This is a genomic window from Negadavirga shengliensis, assembly GCF_042652345.1.
GTDB classification, from domain to species: Bacteria; Bacteroidota; Bacteroidia; order Cytophagales; family Cyclobacteriaceae; genus Negadavirga; species Negadavirga shengliensis.
The window spans coordinates 598,050-616,052 of record NZ_JBHSJJ010000001.1 but is presented as its reverse complement, the minus strand read 5'-3'; the positions used below and the strand labels follow the sequence as shown (position 1 = coordinate 616,052).

Sequence of the window (18,003 nt, the reverse complement as noted above, 5' to 3'; positions counted from 1 at the left end):
CATAAAATTAAGTTGATGGTAATAGGTCCGTTAAAAAACCTATTTTACAAACCAAACATCCACAAAAATGGTTCTAAAAATTTCAGGAATCTCTAATTTCTCAGATTTTTAAAAAAATCATTCAATAATCGCGTGGCATCTGTTTCCATCAGTCCTTGGAAAACTTTGGTTTTCGGATGCAAAAGTGGTTGGGATATGGTATTGTAGCCTCTTTGGGGGTCTGACGCCGCGAAGTGTAACTCTCCTAACTGAGCCCAGAAACAGGCGCCTGCACACATCACACAGGGTTCCAGGGTGACATATAATTTGCATTCGGGCAGGTATTTTGCCCCCAAGGCATTGGATGCGGCAGTCAACGCGAGGATTTCCGCATGCGCTGTCACGTCAGTGAGCTTTTCGGTCTGGTTATATGCCTTTGCGATGATGCGGTTGCGACAGACCATTACCGCCCCTACGGGTATTTCCCCTTCTTCGAAAGCTATTTTCGCTTGTTTTAGAGCTTCCCCCATCCAATGTGCATCGGTATATAATTCCATCACGATTAAAAAATCAATCCCAAAATCTCTTCTCTCACCCCTTCGTTGATGATCAGGGCCAAAATAAGGGAGATGATCAACCCGATGCCCGCTTTGACAAAGTCATTTTTTGCCAGCCGGTAGGCGCGAACCAGGCGGGCTTTCCGTTTTTTAAGCTTTTTGGACTTGGCAAGGGCAATGGAGAGCTCCCTGCCACCCAGCAAACCGATGAATACCCAGGTAGTACTCATGGGCATATTGCTGTAGGATTTGAAGTAAAATAAGATGACCGCATATACCAAATCCACAATGGTAGCCGCCCGCACATCCGTTACACGGGTTTTTTCATTGACGATTCCCTGGATTTTATCACCCTTCAGGTAGAACAGAAACCCGAGGCCCAGAAACACAAAGCCGGTGTAGGCCAAAAATTCATACAACCCCAGTTCCCTGGGGAGGAACACCGCGATGTTGGCAGCGTCCTGCATGATCCAAACTGCCCACAAGGATCCTGAGGTAATCCATTGAAGAAAATACCAGTAGGGCCTTGGTTTTCCCTTGAGGTAGTTTTTGACGAATTTTTCCAGTGAAAACCAAACCAGCACCGCAATGATAAAGGCAAGAATATATCCGACGAAGCTTTTTTGCATCACGCCTATGATGGTGCCGGCTTTGTAGGTGAAAACATTCAGCAGCAAAAATGTCGTGGAGACCGGCATTCTCAAACGGGTCATCACCAGCAATACAATAGGTGCTGCCAATTGAAGGAATACAAAGTTTTGGGGTGCCTGGTCCAGGCCATCTACACGCAGACGCTGATAACTGACATCTCCGCCATAAGTAATCCAACTGTAGGTGACGGTTGCCACGAAAATCAATCCCATAAACAACCATAAAAAATACCATTTCTGTTTTTGATTGGAGGCAATAAATGTACCGATGGTTTGTATGCTGTCATTTGCGATGGCGGAATACGCCGCCAGCGCGAACCCAAACCACATGGCTGCATAGGTGTAAGGCGTAATGATTCCGGCGAAGGAAACCAAAATGCAAATAATCAAAAGAAAGGATTTTTGTTTCTTTGTAAAATCAAAAAGTGAATAAGCTGCCTTGGATAAAGCGTCCTGATTAATATTTTGATCTTTGAGTTTGGCCATATCTGGTTTTGGCGGTAAAATTCAGCGACAAAGTTAAATAAGATTCTTAGAGATGCATATTAACAAATTGTTAAGTGAAGGCAAACCCGGTTTTTTTATAAAAATAAGGGAACTATCGTTGACAGTAAAACATCCTGCAAAAATAATATGATCCGGACAGTTCTTATCCAGGCAGGTTATATGGGTGAAGTCCGTCATATTTATTAATTTTAACATAAGTTTCATATCATTTATGTGCAATTGTCTGGTGCTTGTACGTACTTTGCATCAATTTCATATCCTATCCTAAAGCGCTTTGGATGACGATTAACAGCCCGGCTACCACATACAGGCAAAATATCCTTTTGGTGTTTTCCGTCATATTCGGATTGCTGTTGTTCATGTTTGCTATCGATTTTTTGACGTACTCTCTGGCAAGGCTTAATAATGAAGTGGCCAATAATATTTTCATGGCTACCTATAACCCCTTCGTGGGGCTGTTTATTGGTTTGCTCATGACCGCCCTTATCCAGTCCAGCTCCACGGTTTCTGCCATGGTGGTGGCGGTGGTGGCATCAGGCCAAATCAGTCTTTCCCAAGCGGTTCCCCTGATAATGGGCGCGAATATTGGCACTACCCTTACCAGTACCCTGGTGGCTTTCGGTTATATTATGAAGACAAAAGAGTTCAGGAAAGCCTTGTCGGCAGGTGTGCTGCATGATTTTTTTAATATCATCACCGTGGTTATTTTGTTGCCACTTGAAGTGTATTTTGATGTCCTCAGCCATACGGCCCAGTTCCTTACCCATACATTTTTTATGGATCAAAGCCGGTTTGACAGGGACTATACCTACCACGGCTTCTTTCTAAGGCCCTTAAGCATATATCTTTCAGCTCTGCTGCACCAGGTTTTTTTGGCGCTGGCCGCGGGCATATTGATGCTTATTGCGTCCATCAAGATCCTGTCGTCTTTGGCCTATAAAACGCTTATTACCCCGAACTTCAAAAAGGTAAGCAAACATATATTTAAGGTGCCCTTGCGTTCTTTTACGTATGGCTTGTTCTTTACGGCTGCGGTGCAGTCCAGTACCATTACCACGTCATTAATGGTGACCGCGGTGGCTACAGGTAGAATTGCGCTGAAGAGGGTTTTTCCGTTTATCATGGGCGCCAACATCGGAACCACCATTACAGCGGCCATTGCCGCGCTCTACAAGACAGAAGCGGCCATCAGCGTGGCCGTTGTCCATCTGCTGTTCAATACCATAGGCGCCCTGATATTTCTGCCATTCCCCTCTGTCCGCCGGATTCCCGTCAAATTAGCCAGCATGTTTGGCAAACAGACGGTGAAGACACGTTTTGTAGGATTTGCCTATATCCTCCTGACATTTTTTGTTATCCCTTTTTTTCTTATCTATTTCAACAAGTCTGACCATCCAAAACACACCGATCATCCGCCCTATTCGGCTTCGAAAGAAGTAGTGGTGGAAGAAAAAAAGAAGTAGGATCAGCGTTGATTTTTTAATGCTTCCATGATCAAATGCCCGGAACTGGTACCTATCCTGTCCGCCCCTGCATGAATCATTTCGAGTGCCTGTTCCAGGGTTTTGATGCCGCCGCTCGCCTTTATGCCTACCTGGCTTGGCAAAACGGATCTCATCAGGCGGACGGTATCTGCTTTGGCCCCCTCAGAGGCATAACCCGTAGAGGTCTTAACAAAATCCGCCCCCGCATCGCGGCAGATTTCACAGGCGGTGAGGATCTCATCGTTGCTCAGATAAGCCGTTTCAAGAATCACCTTCATGATCTTTTCATGGTCATGGCAATAACCGGCAAGTTTGGCCAATTCTATTTTTGGCCAGTTCATTCCCGATTTGAAAGCCGTCAAGGACCACACCACGTCCAGTTCATCCGCTCCGTTTTGAATGACATGCTGACATTCGGCAAGCTTGCTTTCGGTGAGGTTGTTGCCGAAAGGAAAACCGATTACCGTCACCACCTGGGTATCGCTTTCTTTTAAGTCCCGCTTTACTTTCTTTACCCAAAAAGGGGGCACGCACAACCCGCGGAACTGATAAATTTTTGCCTGCTGGATAAGCTCCTCAATTTGTGCCTGTGAGACGTCTGCTTTTAACAAAGTGTGTTCCAGGTATAGATGAAGGTTTTTCATGTCTTTTGACTTCTGAAATGGTTTTTTAAAAGCCGGTTTCGCTCAATCAATGTACCAATCACAAATTTTTACCTACAAAATGGAAATATGTCGGGTTTTTTCATCATGTTATACAGCAAATATAGAATATATCATTTTTCCTTTCACGGTGTTTTAGTTAAATTGCAGCCATAAGCAGATACCATGGTTCAGAAATTATTTCCTCTAGATAAAAATTATATCCTGCGGCAAGCCCAACATACCATGGAAAAGCAAATGTTGGTCATGATGGTGACGGAGCTTAAACAATCCTATACGCAAATGTATAACCCTCTGGGATTAAAGGACGACACCTACCTGCAGATTCTCACCAACACCAATTTTCCGCTTGACGGCATTTCCATTGTTTACCGACAGCTTTCGGGGATTTATCGGTATAGATTCGGGTCCAATCAGCTGGAGTTGCTGTTCGATGGCCGCAGCCATTTTGAAAAATACCAGGAAGATTGGCGGAAACAGCTTAGAAGTTGGCTGAAAGCTTTGGGGCATCATGAATCTTATGTGAAATCCCTGCTGAGAATGACTTTATTGTATGACAGCCCTTCCCGGGCGGAGTTTGCAGAAAACCGGTGTAAATCTTTTATCAATGAGTATTTTGATCTTCATATCATCAAGCGGAAAGGGGAGCTGAAACTTCTGAGTACCGGCTGATCCTGGTTGTACACTTTTTTATGGATATCCGGCGGCATGGGTTAATCAACCGACTCAAGAACGGACCGGAAGGAAACATAATGATTTCCGAATTTCTCTTTGATATCGCTCCTCAAAACGTCGGCAAATTGCTCTTGGTATAATTGCAGTTTTTCAAAGGTTTCTGTAAAGTATTGGGCAGAATAATTTACCCCTTCTCCGGTGTTTTCCTGTATTAGCCTGAAAAATTTGCAATCAAAGAACATCCCTGTCTCCATCACCTTAGGCATATGGACATGCTTCATCCAGTCTATGAACTCCTCCTCTTTATCGACGTCTATGTTGATGGTTACATTATATAATATCATACGGTATATGTTTATTTCCTTATTTTTGAAAAAATCCTTTTATAAAATTAAGGGAATTCTTTCAAACAAAACAGGTCCAATCGTCTTTAATAATGAATATGATTAAAAACCGTATAAGGAAGCAGAATAAAGTCCATTTTTATGAGGAAATACACCGCTAAGTTCCAAGCGACGGAACAGGGCAGCAGGATTTTGTGGGGGAAATTAAGCCTGATCATCTTGCATGTGGTAGGGTTCGTCGGCATGTATTTAGAATTTACCCGTCCATTGTTCCAATGGTTGACGCCTTTTCACCTCCTCCTTTGTAGCGCAATCCTGCTGTATTTTCACCGGGATTGGACCATCAGGTTTTGGCTTTTTATGCTGCTGGCTTTTGGTGGGGGCATGATCTCGGAGATAATCGGGGTGCAGACCGGCCTTATTTTTGGAAGCTATTCATATGGAGATCTTTTAGGCCCCAAGATATTCGGTGTCCCTTGGATATTGGGCTTGAATTGGTTCCTGCTGGTGTACATCACCGGGGGTATTATTCACACCGTAATCTGGAACGATTACCTGGCGGCGGTGGCCGGTGCCCTGCTGATGGTCCTGTTGGACCTGAACATGGAACCGGTAGCTTTGGAGTTGGGGTTCTGGCAATGGGAGGATCAGCAGATACCCCTTTCCAATTACCTGGGGTGGTTTGCAATTGCTTTTTTGATTCATCTTTTTTACAGAAAGCTGAATTTTAGAAAATACAATGTACTCAATCCCCTCATGTTTTTGAATTTGATCTTCTTTTTTGGTTTGCTTTCCTTTATTTTATAATGCGTAGAAACATTTTGCGAATGCAATAAGTTAAGTAACGGATGGTGTATTCATTACTATTTATAGGGATAGGATTTATAGGCATGGAGATTTCGGGTGCGGTCATCCATAAGTACCTTATGCATGGGGTTTTCTGGAATATCCATAAAACTCATCATATGCGCCAAACCGGCATTTTTGAAAAAAATGACCTTTTTTCGTTATTTTTTGGAGGGATAGCCATTCTGTTGATAGTAGTTGGAATGGACGGCTATGACTTCAGGTTCTGGACGGGCTGGGGCATGAGCTTATATGGGATAAGTTATTTTTTACTGCATGACCTATTGATCCATAGAAGAATGAAATTATTCAAAGGCCCTCAAAGCGGATATTTGGCGGCGATGATCCGTGCTCACCGGGCACACCATGCTCACAACCAAAAGCATAATGCAGTATCATTCGGGTTGTTTATTGTTCCATTCAGGTTTCTTAAAGCGAAAAAAAGGAGATGAGATATTACTCAATAAAAGATTTAGAGCAACTTTCCGGGATCAAATCCCATACGCTGAGGGTGTGGGAACAAAGGTACAACCTGCTCGCGCCTAAAAGAACGGAGACCAATATAAGGTACTACGAAAATGAGGATCTGAAGTTGATCCTCAACGTGGCTTTACTCAATGACAACGGTTATAAAATCAGTAAAATAGCCAGGATGTCTTCCGATGAAATCAAGAAAGAAGTCCTTACACTGACCGACAAATCGCTTACTTATGGTGACCAGATTCATGCCCTTATTATTTCCATGGTAGAATTGGATGAAGAAAGATTCGAAAAGATCATTTCCACCAATATCCTGAGAATGGGTTTTGAAATGACCATGCTTCAGATCATCTGCCCCTTTTTTTCCAAAATCGGGATCCTTTGGCAGACAGGAAACATCCATCCGGGGCAAGAACATTTTGTGAGTAACCTGGTCAGACAAAAGCTCATTGTGGCGATAGACGGCCAGATATATTCAGGAGGGGGGAAAAAGTTTCTGTTGTTTTTACCGCAGGGGGAATTACATGAAATATCTTTGCTGTTTTCATGTTATTTATTGAAATCCCACGGTCACAAAGTCTTATACCTGGGCCAGGACACTCCTGATGAGGACGTGAACGCGGTGAGTGAAATACACCGGCCTGACTACCTTCTGACCGTGGTCACCAGCTCTCCAGCTGCAGAACATGTGCAGCGCTATCTGAATTCCTTAAGTGAACGCTTTCCGGCGAGCCGTATTTTAATATCGGGGTACCAGGTGTTGAGTCAGGACCTTAAAATACCTTCCAACATGAAAGTGATGCAACGTCTTGAGGACATCAAAGATTATCTGACCACATTGACAAACGTGGCCTGAAATTGAGGTGACGGATGATGGACTGAGTGCCGGGGTTTTTAAATTGCCTGTCCACCCTAATGATTAGTAAGAAAAATAATAATAGGACGAAATACTTCACACTGAATATTTTAACCATTTTAATAATGTAATTTCCACTTAAGTAATTTTTTTTTATAATTAATCCTTTCTTTAAAGGAAATTTTATAGAAACGTGTTATATTTCAAAACATGTATGGTATATCCTCCCATTTCAAAGATACCATTTTAGTTATTTATCTATTCACAATACATTGGCACAATGACAGGTAAATCATTGAGTTTTGCGGGAAAGCTGCGTTTATCCGTTTTGGTTTCCCTTTTTTTAGGCATTTCTTTAATTCTCTCCTGCAGCCCGGGAGATAATTTACCTAACGGCGATCCGGATAACGGGGGATTGTTTCTTCCGGATGGTTTTGAAGCGGTGGTAGTCGTGGACAGCGTAGGCCGTTCCCGGCATCTGGCGGTAAACGACAATGGCGACATTTATGTGAAGCTGCGGGTTCCGAACCAGGCGGGGCAGGGTTTGGTGGCTATCAGAGATACCGATAATGATGGAAAAGCGGATATAGTGGAAGTCTTTGGCGATTATGAGGACACCGGTAATTATGGCACCGGAATGAGGATATACAACGGGTATCTTTATTTTAGTACAGCCGGTGAAGTATACCGGACCAAACTGGAGCCAGACAAGCTCGTTCCTGAAGGAGAAGTGGAGCTTATCGTGAGAGATGATTATAGAAATGCGGAACATGGCTACGAACACATAGCTAAGCCGATTGCTTTTGACAATGAGGGACACCTGTATGTTCCCTTTGGATCTCCAGGCGACGTGTGCCAAGAGTTTAACCGAAGGCCGGGGTCCATGGGCATGTATCCTTGTCCACAACTGGAGTGGCACGGCGGCATCTGGAGATTTGACGCCAATAAACTGAATCAGACCCAACAGGAGCATGGCTACCGGTATGCTACCGGTATAAGGAGTGTGGTGGCCATGTCTTGGAATCAGGAAGAAGATGCGCTCTATGTGGTGCAGCATGGCAGGGACAATATGAACAGAACCTGGCCGGATATGTATTCTCCCTGGGAGAGTGCGGTTTTACCTTCGGAAGAATTTTTCCGGGTGGATGAAGGCACAGATGGGGGCTGGCCATATTATTATTACGACCAGCTTCAGGGTAAAAAGCTTAGAAATCCTGAATATGGCGGGGACAAAAAGATAGAAGCCAACCCTGAAGAGATTACCTATCCACTTATGGGGTTTCCAGGACACTTTGCGCCCAACGACCTACTGTTTTATAGCGGTAACCAGTTTCCCGACAGGTATAAAAACGGCGCTTTTATCGCGTATCATGGTTCTACCATCCGTGGGCCCTATCCTCAGGCCGGCTACTTCGTGGGATTTGTCCCTTTTGAGAATGGCAGGCCCTCGGGGCCTTGGGAGGTCTTTGCGGACGGATTTGCGCAACTGGATACCATTGTGAATACCGGTGACGCTGCCGCCCGTCCCATGGGACTGTCCGTGGGGCCTGATGGATCGCTTTACATCACTGAAAGCGTTCAGGGTAAAATTTGGAGGGTAATGTACAAAGGGAAGAAAGAAGATTTTGGCCAGGCGGCGCTTGACAAGCTGGAAGAGCGAAAGAACACCCGTACCAACATCAAGTATCCCGATCCTGAAAAGGATAACCTGGAGGTGGGTATGCTGGAAACGGGCGCCAAGATATACAACCAGTATTGCAGCACATGCCACCAGCGGGATGGAAAGGGGGATGGTACCCGCTTCCCACCTCTGGTCGAAACAGAATGGGTCACAGGCAATAAGAGAAGACTGATCGAAATCCTGCTCAACGGTATGGAAGGTCCGATCACCGTAAATGGCGTAGAATACAATCAAATCATGCCCGCCCACAACTTTCTGAGCAATGATGACCTGGCATCTGTACTTACCTATATCCGAAGAAGCTTCGGTAACAATGCCAACAGCGTCTCTGCCGGGGAAGTGCAACGGGTAAGGGACCAGTTGGCCGCTGGGAAAGCAAATTAACACACTAAACTAAAAAACGATGCTTTCGATTAGTAACTTAGGTGTTTGGATCGCGGCAATCGCCTCCCTGATGTACACTTCAAAAGATTTTATGAAAGACGATAAAACGCTTGAAAACACTTATCATGTGAATCCCCTTTCGGGGTCCATTACCATCGATGCGGATTGGGACAAGGAGATTTGGAAAAATGTGGATGCTGTAGAACTGACACACTACATGGGGGATAAACCGGCCTTTGCACCGGTTACCCATGCCAAGCTGCTCTATGACCAGGAATACATCTACGGTATATTTCGGGTACAGGACAGGTATGTGCAGAGCAAGGTGACGGAAATCAACGGACACGTGTCCGGAGACTCCTGCGTGGAATTCTTCTTTTCTCCGGATGTCGAAAGTCCCCTCACCTATTTCAACCTGGAAATCAATGCGGGAGGGACCCCTTTGCTCCACTATGTAACCGAGCCAAGGAAAACCTACCGTGTGTTGGATCCGGACCAGATCCGTAAGATAGAGATCGCCCATTCTATGCCCAGAGAGGTGGTTCCCGAACTGGTAAAAGACACCGTGTGGACCATAGAGTACAAGGTGCCGCTGGCCATGCTGTCCCAATACGGCAAGGTGACTATACCCGCACCTGGTGTAAAATGGAAAGCCAATTTTTATAAAACAGGGAGCAGAACAGGTAACCCTCATTATTTTACCTGGAACAAGGTAGACAACCCAAAGCCGGACTTCCATCTGCCCCGGTTTTTTGGGACGATAAAATTTAATTAACTTGTTGAAAATCAATCATATGCTGAAACCGTTACTTATATTGTTGATGCCATTGTGGGCTGTCCTGTCCGCGCAGGCTCAGGAATATGATCTGCTTATCAAACAAGGACAGGTCATTGACCCTAAAAACGGGATTGATGCGGTCATGGACGTGGCCATTACCGGTTCCGTCATTTCGAAGGTAGCAAAGGATATTCCTGCCAGTCAAGCCAAAAAAGTCATCATGGCGGACGGGCTGATTGTGACCCCGGGACTTGTGGACATTCATGGTCACCATTTTTTCGGAACGGTGCCCCACAGGTACCTGAGCAATAGTTTTACCGCCCTTCCACCGGATGGCTTTACCTTCAGGGCGGGCGTCACTACGGTGGCAGATGCAGGAGGTGCCGGCTGGAAAAATTTCCAGCTTTTTAAAGATCAGGTCATTGACCGTTCCGGCACCAGGGTCCTCGCCTTTATCAACATTGTAGGGGATGGCATGCGGGGAGTGGTGCCCTTTGAACAGGACCTTAACGATATGGATGCAAAAATGACGGCCATGGTTGCCAATCAGTTTCCTGAGATAATCGGAGTTAAAATCGCTCACTACCGCGGGCATGATTGGGAGCCTTACAGAAGGGCAGTAGAGGCAGGTAAGCAAGCCGGTATTCCCGTGATGGTGGACTTGGGCGGTGCCGATCCGGCGTTGCCGTTGAAAACCTTGTTTTTTGAGGTGTTAAGACCAGGGGACATACTTACCCACATGTATGGAAGAGACCACTCCGGACACGGGCCCAAGGAATCGGCCTTGGATAACAAGGGGACGGTATGGCCTCATTGGATAGAGGCCCAGAAAAAGGGGTTGATTTTCGATGTTGGACATGGTGGAGGAAGCTTCTTTTATAACGTGGCCGCTCCGGCTACAAAACAGGGGTTGTGGCCCAATACCATCAGTACCGATCTTCACACCGGGAGCATGAATGCAGGAATGAAGGACATGCTCAATGTGGTTTCCAAAATGATGAATCTGGGGATGAGTTTATACGACGTTGTTGAAGCATCTACCTGGAAGCCCGCCCAAGTAATAAAAAGGGAGGATTTAGGACATTTGTCGGAAGGTGCTGAAGCAGACTTGGCCATTTTCAGCTTGCATCAAGGGGAATACGGGTTTCTCGATTCCGCAGGTGAGTCTGATAAAGGCTCCCAAAAACTGGACACAGAGCTCACGCTCAGAGCCGGCAGGGTGGTTTGGGATTTAAATGGGCTTGCCGGAAAACCCTGGGGCAAATAATAAGAAGTAACTAAAAATAAGATTTCAATAATGATTAGCAGGAGAAAATTACTGAAAAGACTGTCAGCGCTTCCCCTGGTGGGCGGGATTATGGGAACCGGGTTTTCCATGGCACCTACCTGGGAGGATGATACTGAATTTGTTCCTAAAAGGGATGTGATCAAAGAATTGGGTTTAAGAACCTTTGTCAATGCTGCGGGTACCTACACTGCGATGACGGCCTCGCTGATGCCCAAGGAAGTGATGGATACGATCGTTTCTTCCTCACAGCATTTTGCGATGCTGGATGAAGTGCAGGATAAGGTGGGCGAAAAAATAGCCAAACTATGTCATGCGGAAGCCGCTACGGTTACGGCAGGGTGCTGGTCGGCGATGGTATTGGGTTTGGCCGGGATACTTACCGGCACAGATAAGAAGAAAATCGCCCAACTGCCTAACCTGGAAGGGATGAAGTCGGAGGTGATCGTTCAAAAAAGCCATAATGTAGGCTATGTCCACGCCCTTACCAACACCGGTGTGCGCATTGTGGAGGTGGAAACCGCCGCGGATGTGGATAGGGCCATCAACAGCAAAACGGCAATGATGTGGTTTCTGAACTACCAAGCTCCTGATGGAAAGATACAACATGAGGAGTGGGTGGCATTGGGCAAAAAACATGGTATCCCCACCATGATCGATATGGCGGCGGACGTTCCTCCTGTGGAAAACCTATGGAAGTACAATGACATGGGATTTGATCTGGTATGTGTATCGGGAGGTAAGGCGATGAAGGGACCCCAAAGTGCCGGCATACTCATGGGTAGAAAAGATTTGATAGAGGCCGCCAGGCTAAGTGCACCCCCCAGGGGCGGAACTATCGGAAGAGGCATGAAAGTAAATAAGGAGGAGATCCTGGGAATGTATGTGGCTTTGGACCTGTATATTAAAAAAGACCACGAAAAGGAATGGAAATCCTGGGAAGACAAAGTCGCGCATATAGCGGAAGCTGCGGAAAAAGTTGAAAGTGTCACAACGGAGGTTTCTGTACCGCCGATAGCCAACCATACCCCATACCTGAAGATTTCCTGGGACCTTCAACGAATTCCGATTACACGAACTGAGCTTCAGGAAAAATTGCGTATGGGTGATCCTTCTATCGAGGTAATGGGGAGTGGAGACAACACGATCAACCTGACTGTATTCATGCTCAGGCCAAAAGAAGAAAGAATAGTTGCCAAAAGAATACAGGAAGAATTGAATGCTGCTAAAGTTTAAAAACCTATAAAGATGATTTGTAAATTGAGATTATTATTAATTGGCTTTTTTTTCGGAATTACCGGAATACTTTCTGCCCAATCCTATGATTTGTTGATAAAAGGGGGAAGATTGATTGACCCCAAAAACAAGATCGACGGTATCATGGACCTGGCCATTAAGGATGGGAAAGTGGCAAAGATTGACAAGGATATCGCTGCCGGTGATGCCAAACAAGTGGTAAATGCAGCGGGTCTGCTGGTTACTCCCGGCCTGATAGATATTCATGGCCATGTTTTCCATGGCACGCAGCCCAATCATTATCTTAGCGACGGCCTGGTAGCCGTGCCGCCGGATGGGTTCACTTTCAGGGTCGGCGTAACCACCATCGTGGATTGTGGAGGCCCCGGATGGAGAAACTTTGATGTTTTTAAAAGAAACATCATTGATCCCAGTAGGACGAGGGTGTTGGCGTTTTTGAATATTGTCGGTGAAGGCATGCGCGGCGGAGCATGGGAGCAAAATACGGGTGACATGGACCCCAAGCTTGCGGCCATGGTAGCCAGACAGAACCGTCAGCATATTGTTGGCTTTAAAGTAGCGCATTATGGCAACAGGGACTGGATTCCCGTAGACAATGCGGTGCAGGCAGGTGAAATAGCCGATATGCCAGTAATCATCGACTTTGGTGGTTCCACGGCGTTTGAGCCACTTTCTATCCGGGAATTGTTCTTTGAAAGGCTGAGACCAGGAGACATATATACCCACGTATATGCGGAATTGAACGGAGCAAGGGAAACGGTGGTAGACCGGGAGACAAGGGAATTTCAACCTTTTGTGCTGGAGGCTCAAAAAAGGGGGATTGTATTTGATGTAGGATATGGAGGAGCAAGTTTTGAGTTGAAACAAGCCATTCCTGCGATCAAAGCCGGTTTATACCCCAACACCATCAGCACGGACCTCCATGGGGGAAGCATGAATGCCGCCATGAAAGACATGCTGAATGTGATGACCACCTTCATGGCTCTTGGAATGGAAGTCCCCCACATCATTGAAGCCAGTACCTGGGAGCCTGCCAGGGTGATCAAAAGAACAGAGTTGGGGCATTTGACGGAAGGTGCCATTGCTGATGTCGCCGTTATTGGTATTAGAGAAGGCAAATTTGGTGTTTGGGACCGGGCCGGAGATAAGGTGGAAACCGACCGGCGCTTTGAATGTGAGATGACCATCAAAGACGGCAGGATTGTCTATGACCTCAACGGCATTGCCGAGCCCGTAGTGGCAGCCAGGTCAAGATAACAAGCATAAACTCCTCCAAGCAATCTGTTCAAATCCTGTAAACCGATCGGAAATCCACGGTTTACAGGATTATTTTTTAAAAACGGATACAATAATGAAAAAGCCCGTTTTATGACCGGCACATTATTCATTCCGCAAGGACACTACGGGATTGGCGAGGGCTGCCTTCAATGAACGGAAGCCGGAAGTGGCGATGGCTATCAGCACAGCTGCCATCGTTGCCAGCACAAACGGCCAGGGTCCGATCGTTGTCCTGTAAATAAAATTTTCAATCCAGCTGCTGATAAAATAATAAGCGACCGGACAGGCCACCAAGCTGGCAATCAGCAGCAGGATAATATATTCCCTGATCAGCAAAAATGTCACCGATCCCACGGAAGCACCAAGTACCTTTCTGATTCCTATTTCTTTTGACTTACGCGATGTGGTAAACGAAATCAGCCCAAAAGTGCCCATACAAGCAATAACAATGGCCAGGAAGGTAAAGATGGTGAATATCTGGGTAAACTTTTCTTCGGCGACATACTGCCGCTCAATGTCTTCCTCCATAAATGAATAGGAGAACTCCCTGTTGGTCACAAATTTGGAATAAACGCTTTCTATATGCGCCAGCGTAGCCGGAACATTTTGTCCATCTATCCTTGCATACACCCAGTTTAGCCAATCCGAAGAAAGTATAAAGATGGTTGGCGGGATTTCCCTGTGCAGCGATTCAAAATGAAAATCCCTAACCAGGCCTACTACACTGAATCTTTGTCCGTTTAACTCCATCCACTTTCCCAAAGGGTCATTCCAGCCCAGTTGGGCTACTGCGGCCTCGTTCAGAACAATAGATGAGGTGGGGTCCGAAGGGAAATCCTTGGAGAAGTTCCTTCCCTGAAGGATTTCCGCTTCAACCACATCAAGAAAATCAAAGTCAACCCTTATGATCTTCATGCTTTTCCCCTCTTCTTCATCTGCTTCCACATCCTCAGCTACATAAGTTGTGCTGTTGGATATCCATCCCGGCATTTTCATATTGGCTGTCCCTGTTTTGATGACAGCGGCGTTTGAAGCTAATTCATGCTTAAAGGCATCCAATTGGTTTCTGTCCATGGTTTGCAGTGGCACCGACAACAGCATCTCCTTATTCACACCCAATTCTTTGCTTTTTAGAAACTCCCATTGCTTGAAGACAATGGCAGAAGAGGCTATCAACCCAATGGCGATGATGAATTGGAAAATCACCAATCCTTTTCTGAATAATACAAGAGGTTTTCCTGAAGCCTCTCCCTTCATGCTGTTTAAGGGTTTGAAGGAGGAAAGCACAAGGGAAGGATAGGTGCCCGAAAAGAATCCGAGAACAATCAGCGCTCCCAAAAGTATGTATAGTACTTTCGCGCTGAAAAGCACGCTCCGGGAGATTTCTTTTCCCGCAAAACGGTTAAATTCGGGTAAAAGGAGAAAGGTAAGTACAAAAGCAATGCAAATAGCCAAAAAGGTAATGACAAAGGATTCGCTCAAAAACTGGCCGACTAGATCGGCTCTTTTGGCGCCTAATACTTTTCGCATACCCACTTCCCTCGCCCTTCTCAAAGACCTGGATGAGGTGAGGTTCATGTAATTCACGCAAGCTATGACAAGTATAAAAACAGCTATGATAGAAAAAATATAAACCTGGTGCATGCTGCCATTAGGTTCTATTTCCAGGCCATTATCGGAATGAAGATGAATAGAGCGTAAGGGCTGGAGGAAAAGTTTGAAATTGCCTGAATTAAAGGGGTCCAGGTTTTGGTTGATGAAATCAGGAAACCGGGAGGCTATGGTTTCAGGATCAGTTCCCGGCGCGGTTTTGATGTACAGGTACTGGGAATCCCAACCCACATGGGTAAAAAGCTGCGGAGGTGCCATTTGCCTGAGCGTCTCGCCGGAGATAAGGAAGTCGAAATGGAAGTGGGAATTGGGCGGCATGTCTTCCATTACGCCGCTTACTTCGAGCTGGAATGCACCATCCCGCACGTCAAAGACTTTTCCGATGGGTTCGTCCTTTCCAAAATATTTTGCGGCCGTGGACGAAGAGATGACCACTTTATTGGGGCCTTTAAGTGCTTCCTCCCTGCTGCCCCTGATCAACGGGAAACTGAATATCTCAAAAAAGTTTTCATCCACGGTAGCCACCCTTTTCTCGTAAATGTGCTTGTCCCCGTAGCTAAAAATCTCTTCACTGTCCCTGATCCTCACAAGCTGCTCTATTTCACCGAAGTTGGCCTGAATCAATTCTCCGGTTCTCCAGGAATTGGAGGAATAGGGTTCCCATTTCCCTTGCCGCATGTAAGCGGAAGCTACCCGGTAAATCCGGTCTCCGTCCTGATGGAAATCATCATAACGCAGTTCATCCCTGATAAAAAGGAAGATCATTAAACAGCAGGCGAACCCCATGGTCAAACCTGACACATTGATAAAGCCATACAGTTTTTCCCTGTTGAATATTCTGTACGCCACTTTCAGATAATTTTTGAACATGCCTGAGCAAATTGTTGGATAATGTAGGGTAACAGGCCGGATCAGGCCTGGTTTCAATAATTTGATTACATCCTTTACGAATTCCCACTTTGCACGCCCCACGCTGCTGTGCTTTAACCGCTTTTCAAATCTTTCCCGCAGATCCCCTTCTATATCCTCCATGTAATCCGGATGGCAGAACCAGCGGAAGAACCGCAGAAATGGCCTAGGTGGTTGTGGATCGGTTCTTTTTGGTTTCATCAGTCAGAATTTGAAAGCGATGCCGGGGATGGCATTCCAAAGTTCCATCCGCTGTTCCTTCACTTCTTCCATGGCCTTCTTGCCATCCTGCGTGACGGTGAAAAAACGCTTCCGTTTACCTCCTCTTACCTGGGTGGCTTCACCGAAAGCAGAAGAAAGGAATCCTTTCTTTTCCAGCCGCCTAAGAACCGTTTGCAAAGAACCTATGCTCACCTTCCTGTTCAGTCTCCGCTCCATTTCCTCCACTATGGCCACGCCATAGGCTTCTCCATGCAGGACGGCTACCGTCAAAAGCACCAGCTCTTCAAATTCTCCAAGTTGATATTTACCCATTGGACATGATATTTTTCTTAAATGTAGTTAATATAGAATTCACTTCAAAGACAAATGAAAAGATATTTATCTTAATTGTAGTTTAAATACTTTTATAAGTATAAAAACGGGTGATATCTGTGTCTAAAAAATGTATATTTAGCGTAATGAAAAGATTCTCCGTCTTGATTTTATTGTTTCTTGCAACGAATTGTTCAAAAAAAACGGACACGGATGAACGCTGTTTGCGGAGTTTGGATAACAAAGGCATTAGTTCCAAGATGATGTCAGACGGTAGGGTTTGGATGACTGAAAATTTGCGTATTGATATGCCTGAATCATATTGCCAACAAGATGATACGCTCCTTTGCAGACGGTACGGGCGCCTGTATACATGGGAAGCTGCCAAAAATGGTTGTAGTAACCTTGGAAATGGATGGCGATTACCCACGAATGAGGAATGGCAAACCCTGGCCCGGTATTACGGCGGTATAATGAGTGACTCGGAGGACAAGGGCAGGTCAGCTTACTTCAATTTATTGGAAGGAGGCAGTGCTGAATTCAATGCTTTATTGGGAGGCAACCGGGAAGCGAATGGAAGTTATGAACGGCTTGAAGCTCATGGATTTTATTGGACCGCAACGGAGTATGACAGTGCCGAAGCATGGTTTTATAATTTTGGGAAAGGCTCTACCCTAATAAATCGGCATACCGGGGATAAAAAACTTGCCGTTTCTGTACGATGTATTAAAGAAATTGCATTGTGAATTGCTTTCAGAAATGCGTCAGCATTCATGAGTGCCGCTGAAAAGCCAACCAGGTCCACGAATAATTGTACCTTAGCTAGGTAATCACTGCTTCGACAGGCTCAGCAGCCGAATAAATACTAAGGGTCATTTTCATATTTTAGGAAAGGGTCTGGCCTATTAAATCGGCATACCGGAGAAAAAAAACGAGCCGTTTCTGTACGATGTATTAAAGAAATTATGTTGTGAATTGCTTTCAGAAATGCGTCAGCATTCATGAGTGCCGTTGAAAAAACCAACCAGGTCCACGAATAATTGTATCTTAGCTAGGAATCACTGCTTCGACAGGCTCAGCAGCCGAATAAATACTAAGGGTCATTTTCATATTTTAGGAAAGGGTCTGGCCTATTAAATCGGCATACCGGAGAAAAAAAACGAGCCGTTTCTGTACGATGTATTAAAGAAATTATGTTGTGAATTGCTTTCAGAAATGCGTCAGCATTCATGAGTGCCGTTGAAAA

17 protein-coding genes are annotated in these 18,003 nt (G+C 45.5%); 11 read left to right on the top strand and 6 right to left on the bottom strand.

Annotation, left to right across the window (positions count from 1 at the left end; all coding sequences use genetic code 11):
* Nucleotides 1-92: 92 nt before the first annotated feature.
* Nucleotides 93-536, bottom strand: coding sequence for a nucleoside deaminase (locus ACFPFU_RS02525; RefSeq protein ID WP_377061401.1), 444 nt, complete (start codon nucleotides 534-536; stop codon nucleotides 93-95).
* Between the two features lie 5 nt (nucleotides 537-541).
* Complete coding sequence (locus ACFPFU_RS02520; RefSeq protein WP_377061173.1) at nucleotides 542-1,672, bottom strand: hypothetical protein; 1,131 nt, start codon at nucleotides 1,670-1,672, stop codon at nucleotides 542-544.
* Between the two features lie 299 nt (nucleotides 1,673-1,971).
* On the opposite strand from ACFPFU_RS02520, the gene ACFPFU_RS02515 reads away from it, so the two are divergent.
* Complete coding sequence (locus tag ACFPFU_RS02515; RefSeq protein ID WP_377061171.1) at nucleotides 1,972-3,156, top strand: Na/Pi symporter; 1,185 nt, start codon at nucleotides 1,972-1,974, stop codon at nucleotides 3,154-3,156.
* 2 nt (nucleotides 3,157-3,158) lie between these two features.
* Here ACFPFU_RS02515 and deoC read toward each other — a convergent pair whose 3' ends face one another.
* Nucleotides 3,159-3,821: a deoxyribose-phosphate aldolase gene (gene deoC, locus ACFPFU_RS02510; RefSeq protein WP_377061169.1), complete on the bottom strand. Its 663-nt coding sequence runs from the start codon at nucleotides 3,819-3,821 to the stop codon at nucleotides 3,159-3,161.
* Between the two features lie 183 nt (nucleotides 3,822-4,004).
* On the opposite strand from deoC, the gene ACFPFU_RS02505 reads away from it, so the two are divergent.
* Nucleotides 4,005-4,511: a hypothetical protein gene (locus ACFPFU_RS02505; protein WP_377061168.1), complete on the top strand. Its 507-nt coding sequence runs from the start codon at nucleotides 4,005-4,007 to the stop codon at nucleotides 4,509-4,511.
* Between the two features lie 41 nt (nucleotides 4,512-4,552).
* On the opposite strand, the gene ACFPFU_RS02500 is transcribed toward ACFPFU_RS02505, so the two are convergent.
* Nucleotides 4,553-4,858, bottom strand: coding sequence for a DUF4286 family protein (locus tag ACFPFU_RS02500; RefSeq protein ID WP_377061166.1), 306 nt, complete (start codon nucleotides 4,856-4,858; stop codon nucleotides 4,553-4,555).
* Between the two features lie 141 nt (nucleotides 4,859-4,999).
* Between ACFPFU_RS02500 and ACFPFU_RS02495 the strand changes: the two genes are divergently transcribed.
* From ACFPFU_RS02495 to ACFPFU_RS02460, 8 genes are all read left to right on the top strand, one after another.
* On the top strand, nucleotides 5,000-5,665 hold the full coding sequence (locus ACFPFU_RS02495) for a carotenoid biosynthesis protein (RefSeq protein WP_377061164.1): 666 nt from the start codon (nucleotides 5,000-5,002) through the stop codon (nucleotides 5,663-5,665).
* A gap of 41 nt (nucleotides 5,666-5,706) precedes the next feature.
* On the top strand, nucleotides 5,707-6,156 hold the full coding sequence (locus ACFPFU_RS02490) for a sterol desaturase family protein (RefSeq protein WP_377061162.1): 450 nt from the start codon (nucleotides 5,707-5,709) through the stop codon (nucleotides 6,154-6,156).
* Nucleotides 6,153-7,040 (top strand): MerR family transcriptional regulator, encoded by an 888-nt coding sequence (locus ACFPFU_RS02485; protein ID WP_377061160.1) that lies wholly within the window; start codon nucleotides 6,153-6,155, stop codon nucleotides 7,038-7,040. The genes ACFPFU_RS02490 and ACFPFU_RS02485 overlap by 4 nt, the downstream gene beginning before the upstream one ends.
* 280 nt (nucleotides 7,041-7,320) lie before the next feature.
* Nucleotides 7,321-9,105 (top strand): PQQ-dependent sugar dehydrogenase, encoded by a 1,785-nt coding sequence (locus tag ACFPFU_RS02480; protein WP_377061159.1) that lies wholly within the window; start codon nucleotides 7,321-7,323, stop codon nucleotides 9,103-9,105.
* A 19-nt stretch (nucleotides 9,106-9,124) separates the two neighbouring features.
* Nucleotides 9,125-9,880, top strand: a complete 756-nt coding sequence (locus ACFPFU_RS02475) for a carbohydrate-binding family 9-like protein (protein ID WP_377061157.1) — start codon at nucleotides 9,125-9,127, stop codon at nucleotides 9,878-9,880.
* 19 nt (nucleotides 9,881-9,899) lie between these two features.
* Nucleotides 9,900-11,150 carry an amidohydrolase/deacetylase family metallohydrolase gene (locus ACFPFU_RS02470; protein WP_377061155.1) on the top strand — a complete coding sequence of 417 codons (1,251 nt, stop codon included), beginning with the start codon at nucleotides 9,900-9,902 and terminating at the stop codon, nucleotides 11,148-11,150.
* Nucleotides 11,151-11,180: 30 nt separating this feature from the next.
* Nucleotides 11,181-12,404 carry an aminotransferase class V-fold PLP-dependent enzyme gene (locus ACFPFU_RS02465; protein WP_377061153.1) on the top strand — a complete coding sequence of 408 codons (1,224 nt, stop codon included), beginning with the start codon at nucleotides 11,181-11,183 and terminating at the stop codon, nucleotides 12,402-12,404.
* Between the two features lie 12 nt (nucleotides 12,405-12,416).
* Nucleotides 12,417-13,682 carry an amidohydrolase/deacetylase family metallohydrolase gene (locus ACFPFU_RS02460; protein ID WP_377061151.1) on the top strand — a complete coding sequence of 422 codons (1,266 nt, stop codon included), beginning with the start codon at nucleotides 12,417-12,419 and terminating at the stop codon, nucleotides 13,680-13,682.
* 123 nt (nucleotides 13,683-13,805) lie between these two features.
* On the opposite strand, the gene ACFPFU_RS02455 is transcribed toward ACFPFU_RS02460, so the two are convergent.
* Both ACFPFU_RS02455 and ACFPFU_RS02450 read right to left on the bottom strand, forming a co-directional pair.
* On the bottom strand, nucleotides 13,806-16,424 hold the full coding sequence (locus tag ACFPFU_RS02455) for an ABC transporter permease (RefSeq protein ID WP_377061149.1): 2,619 nt from the start codon (nucleotides 16,422-16,424) through the stop codon (nucleotides 13,806-13,808).
* A gap of 3 nt (nucleotides 16,425-16,427) precedes the next feature.
* A complete protein-coding gene (locus ACFPFU_RS02450; RefSeq protein ID WP_377061147.1) occupies nucleotides 16,428-16,757 on the bottom strand; it encodes a PadR family transcriptional regulator in 330 nt (109 codons plus the stop codon).
* Between the two features lie 146 nt (nucleotides 16,758-16,903).
* Between ACFPFU_RS02450 and ACFPFU_RS02445 the strand changes: the two genes are divergently transcribed.
* The gene (locus ACFPFU_RS02445) at nucleotides 16,904-17,503 is read left to right on the top strand and encodes an FISUMP domain-containing protein (protein ID WP_377061146.1); all 600 of its coding nucleotides are present in this window, start codon (nucleotides 16,904-16,906) and stop codon (nucleotides 17,501-17,503) included.
* Nucleotides 17,504-18,003: the final 500 nt, after the last annotated feature.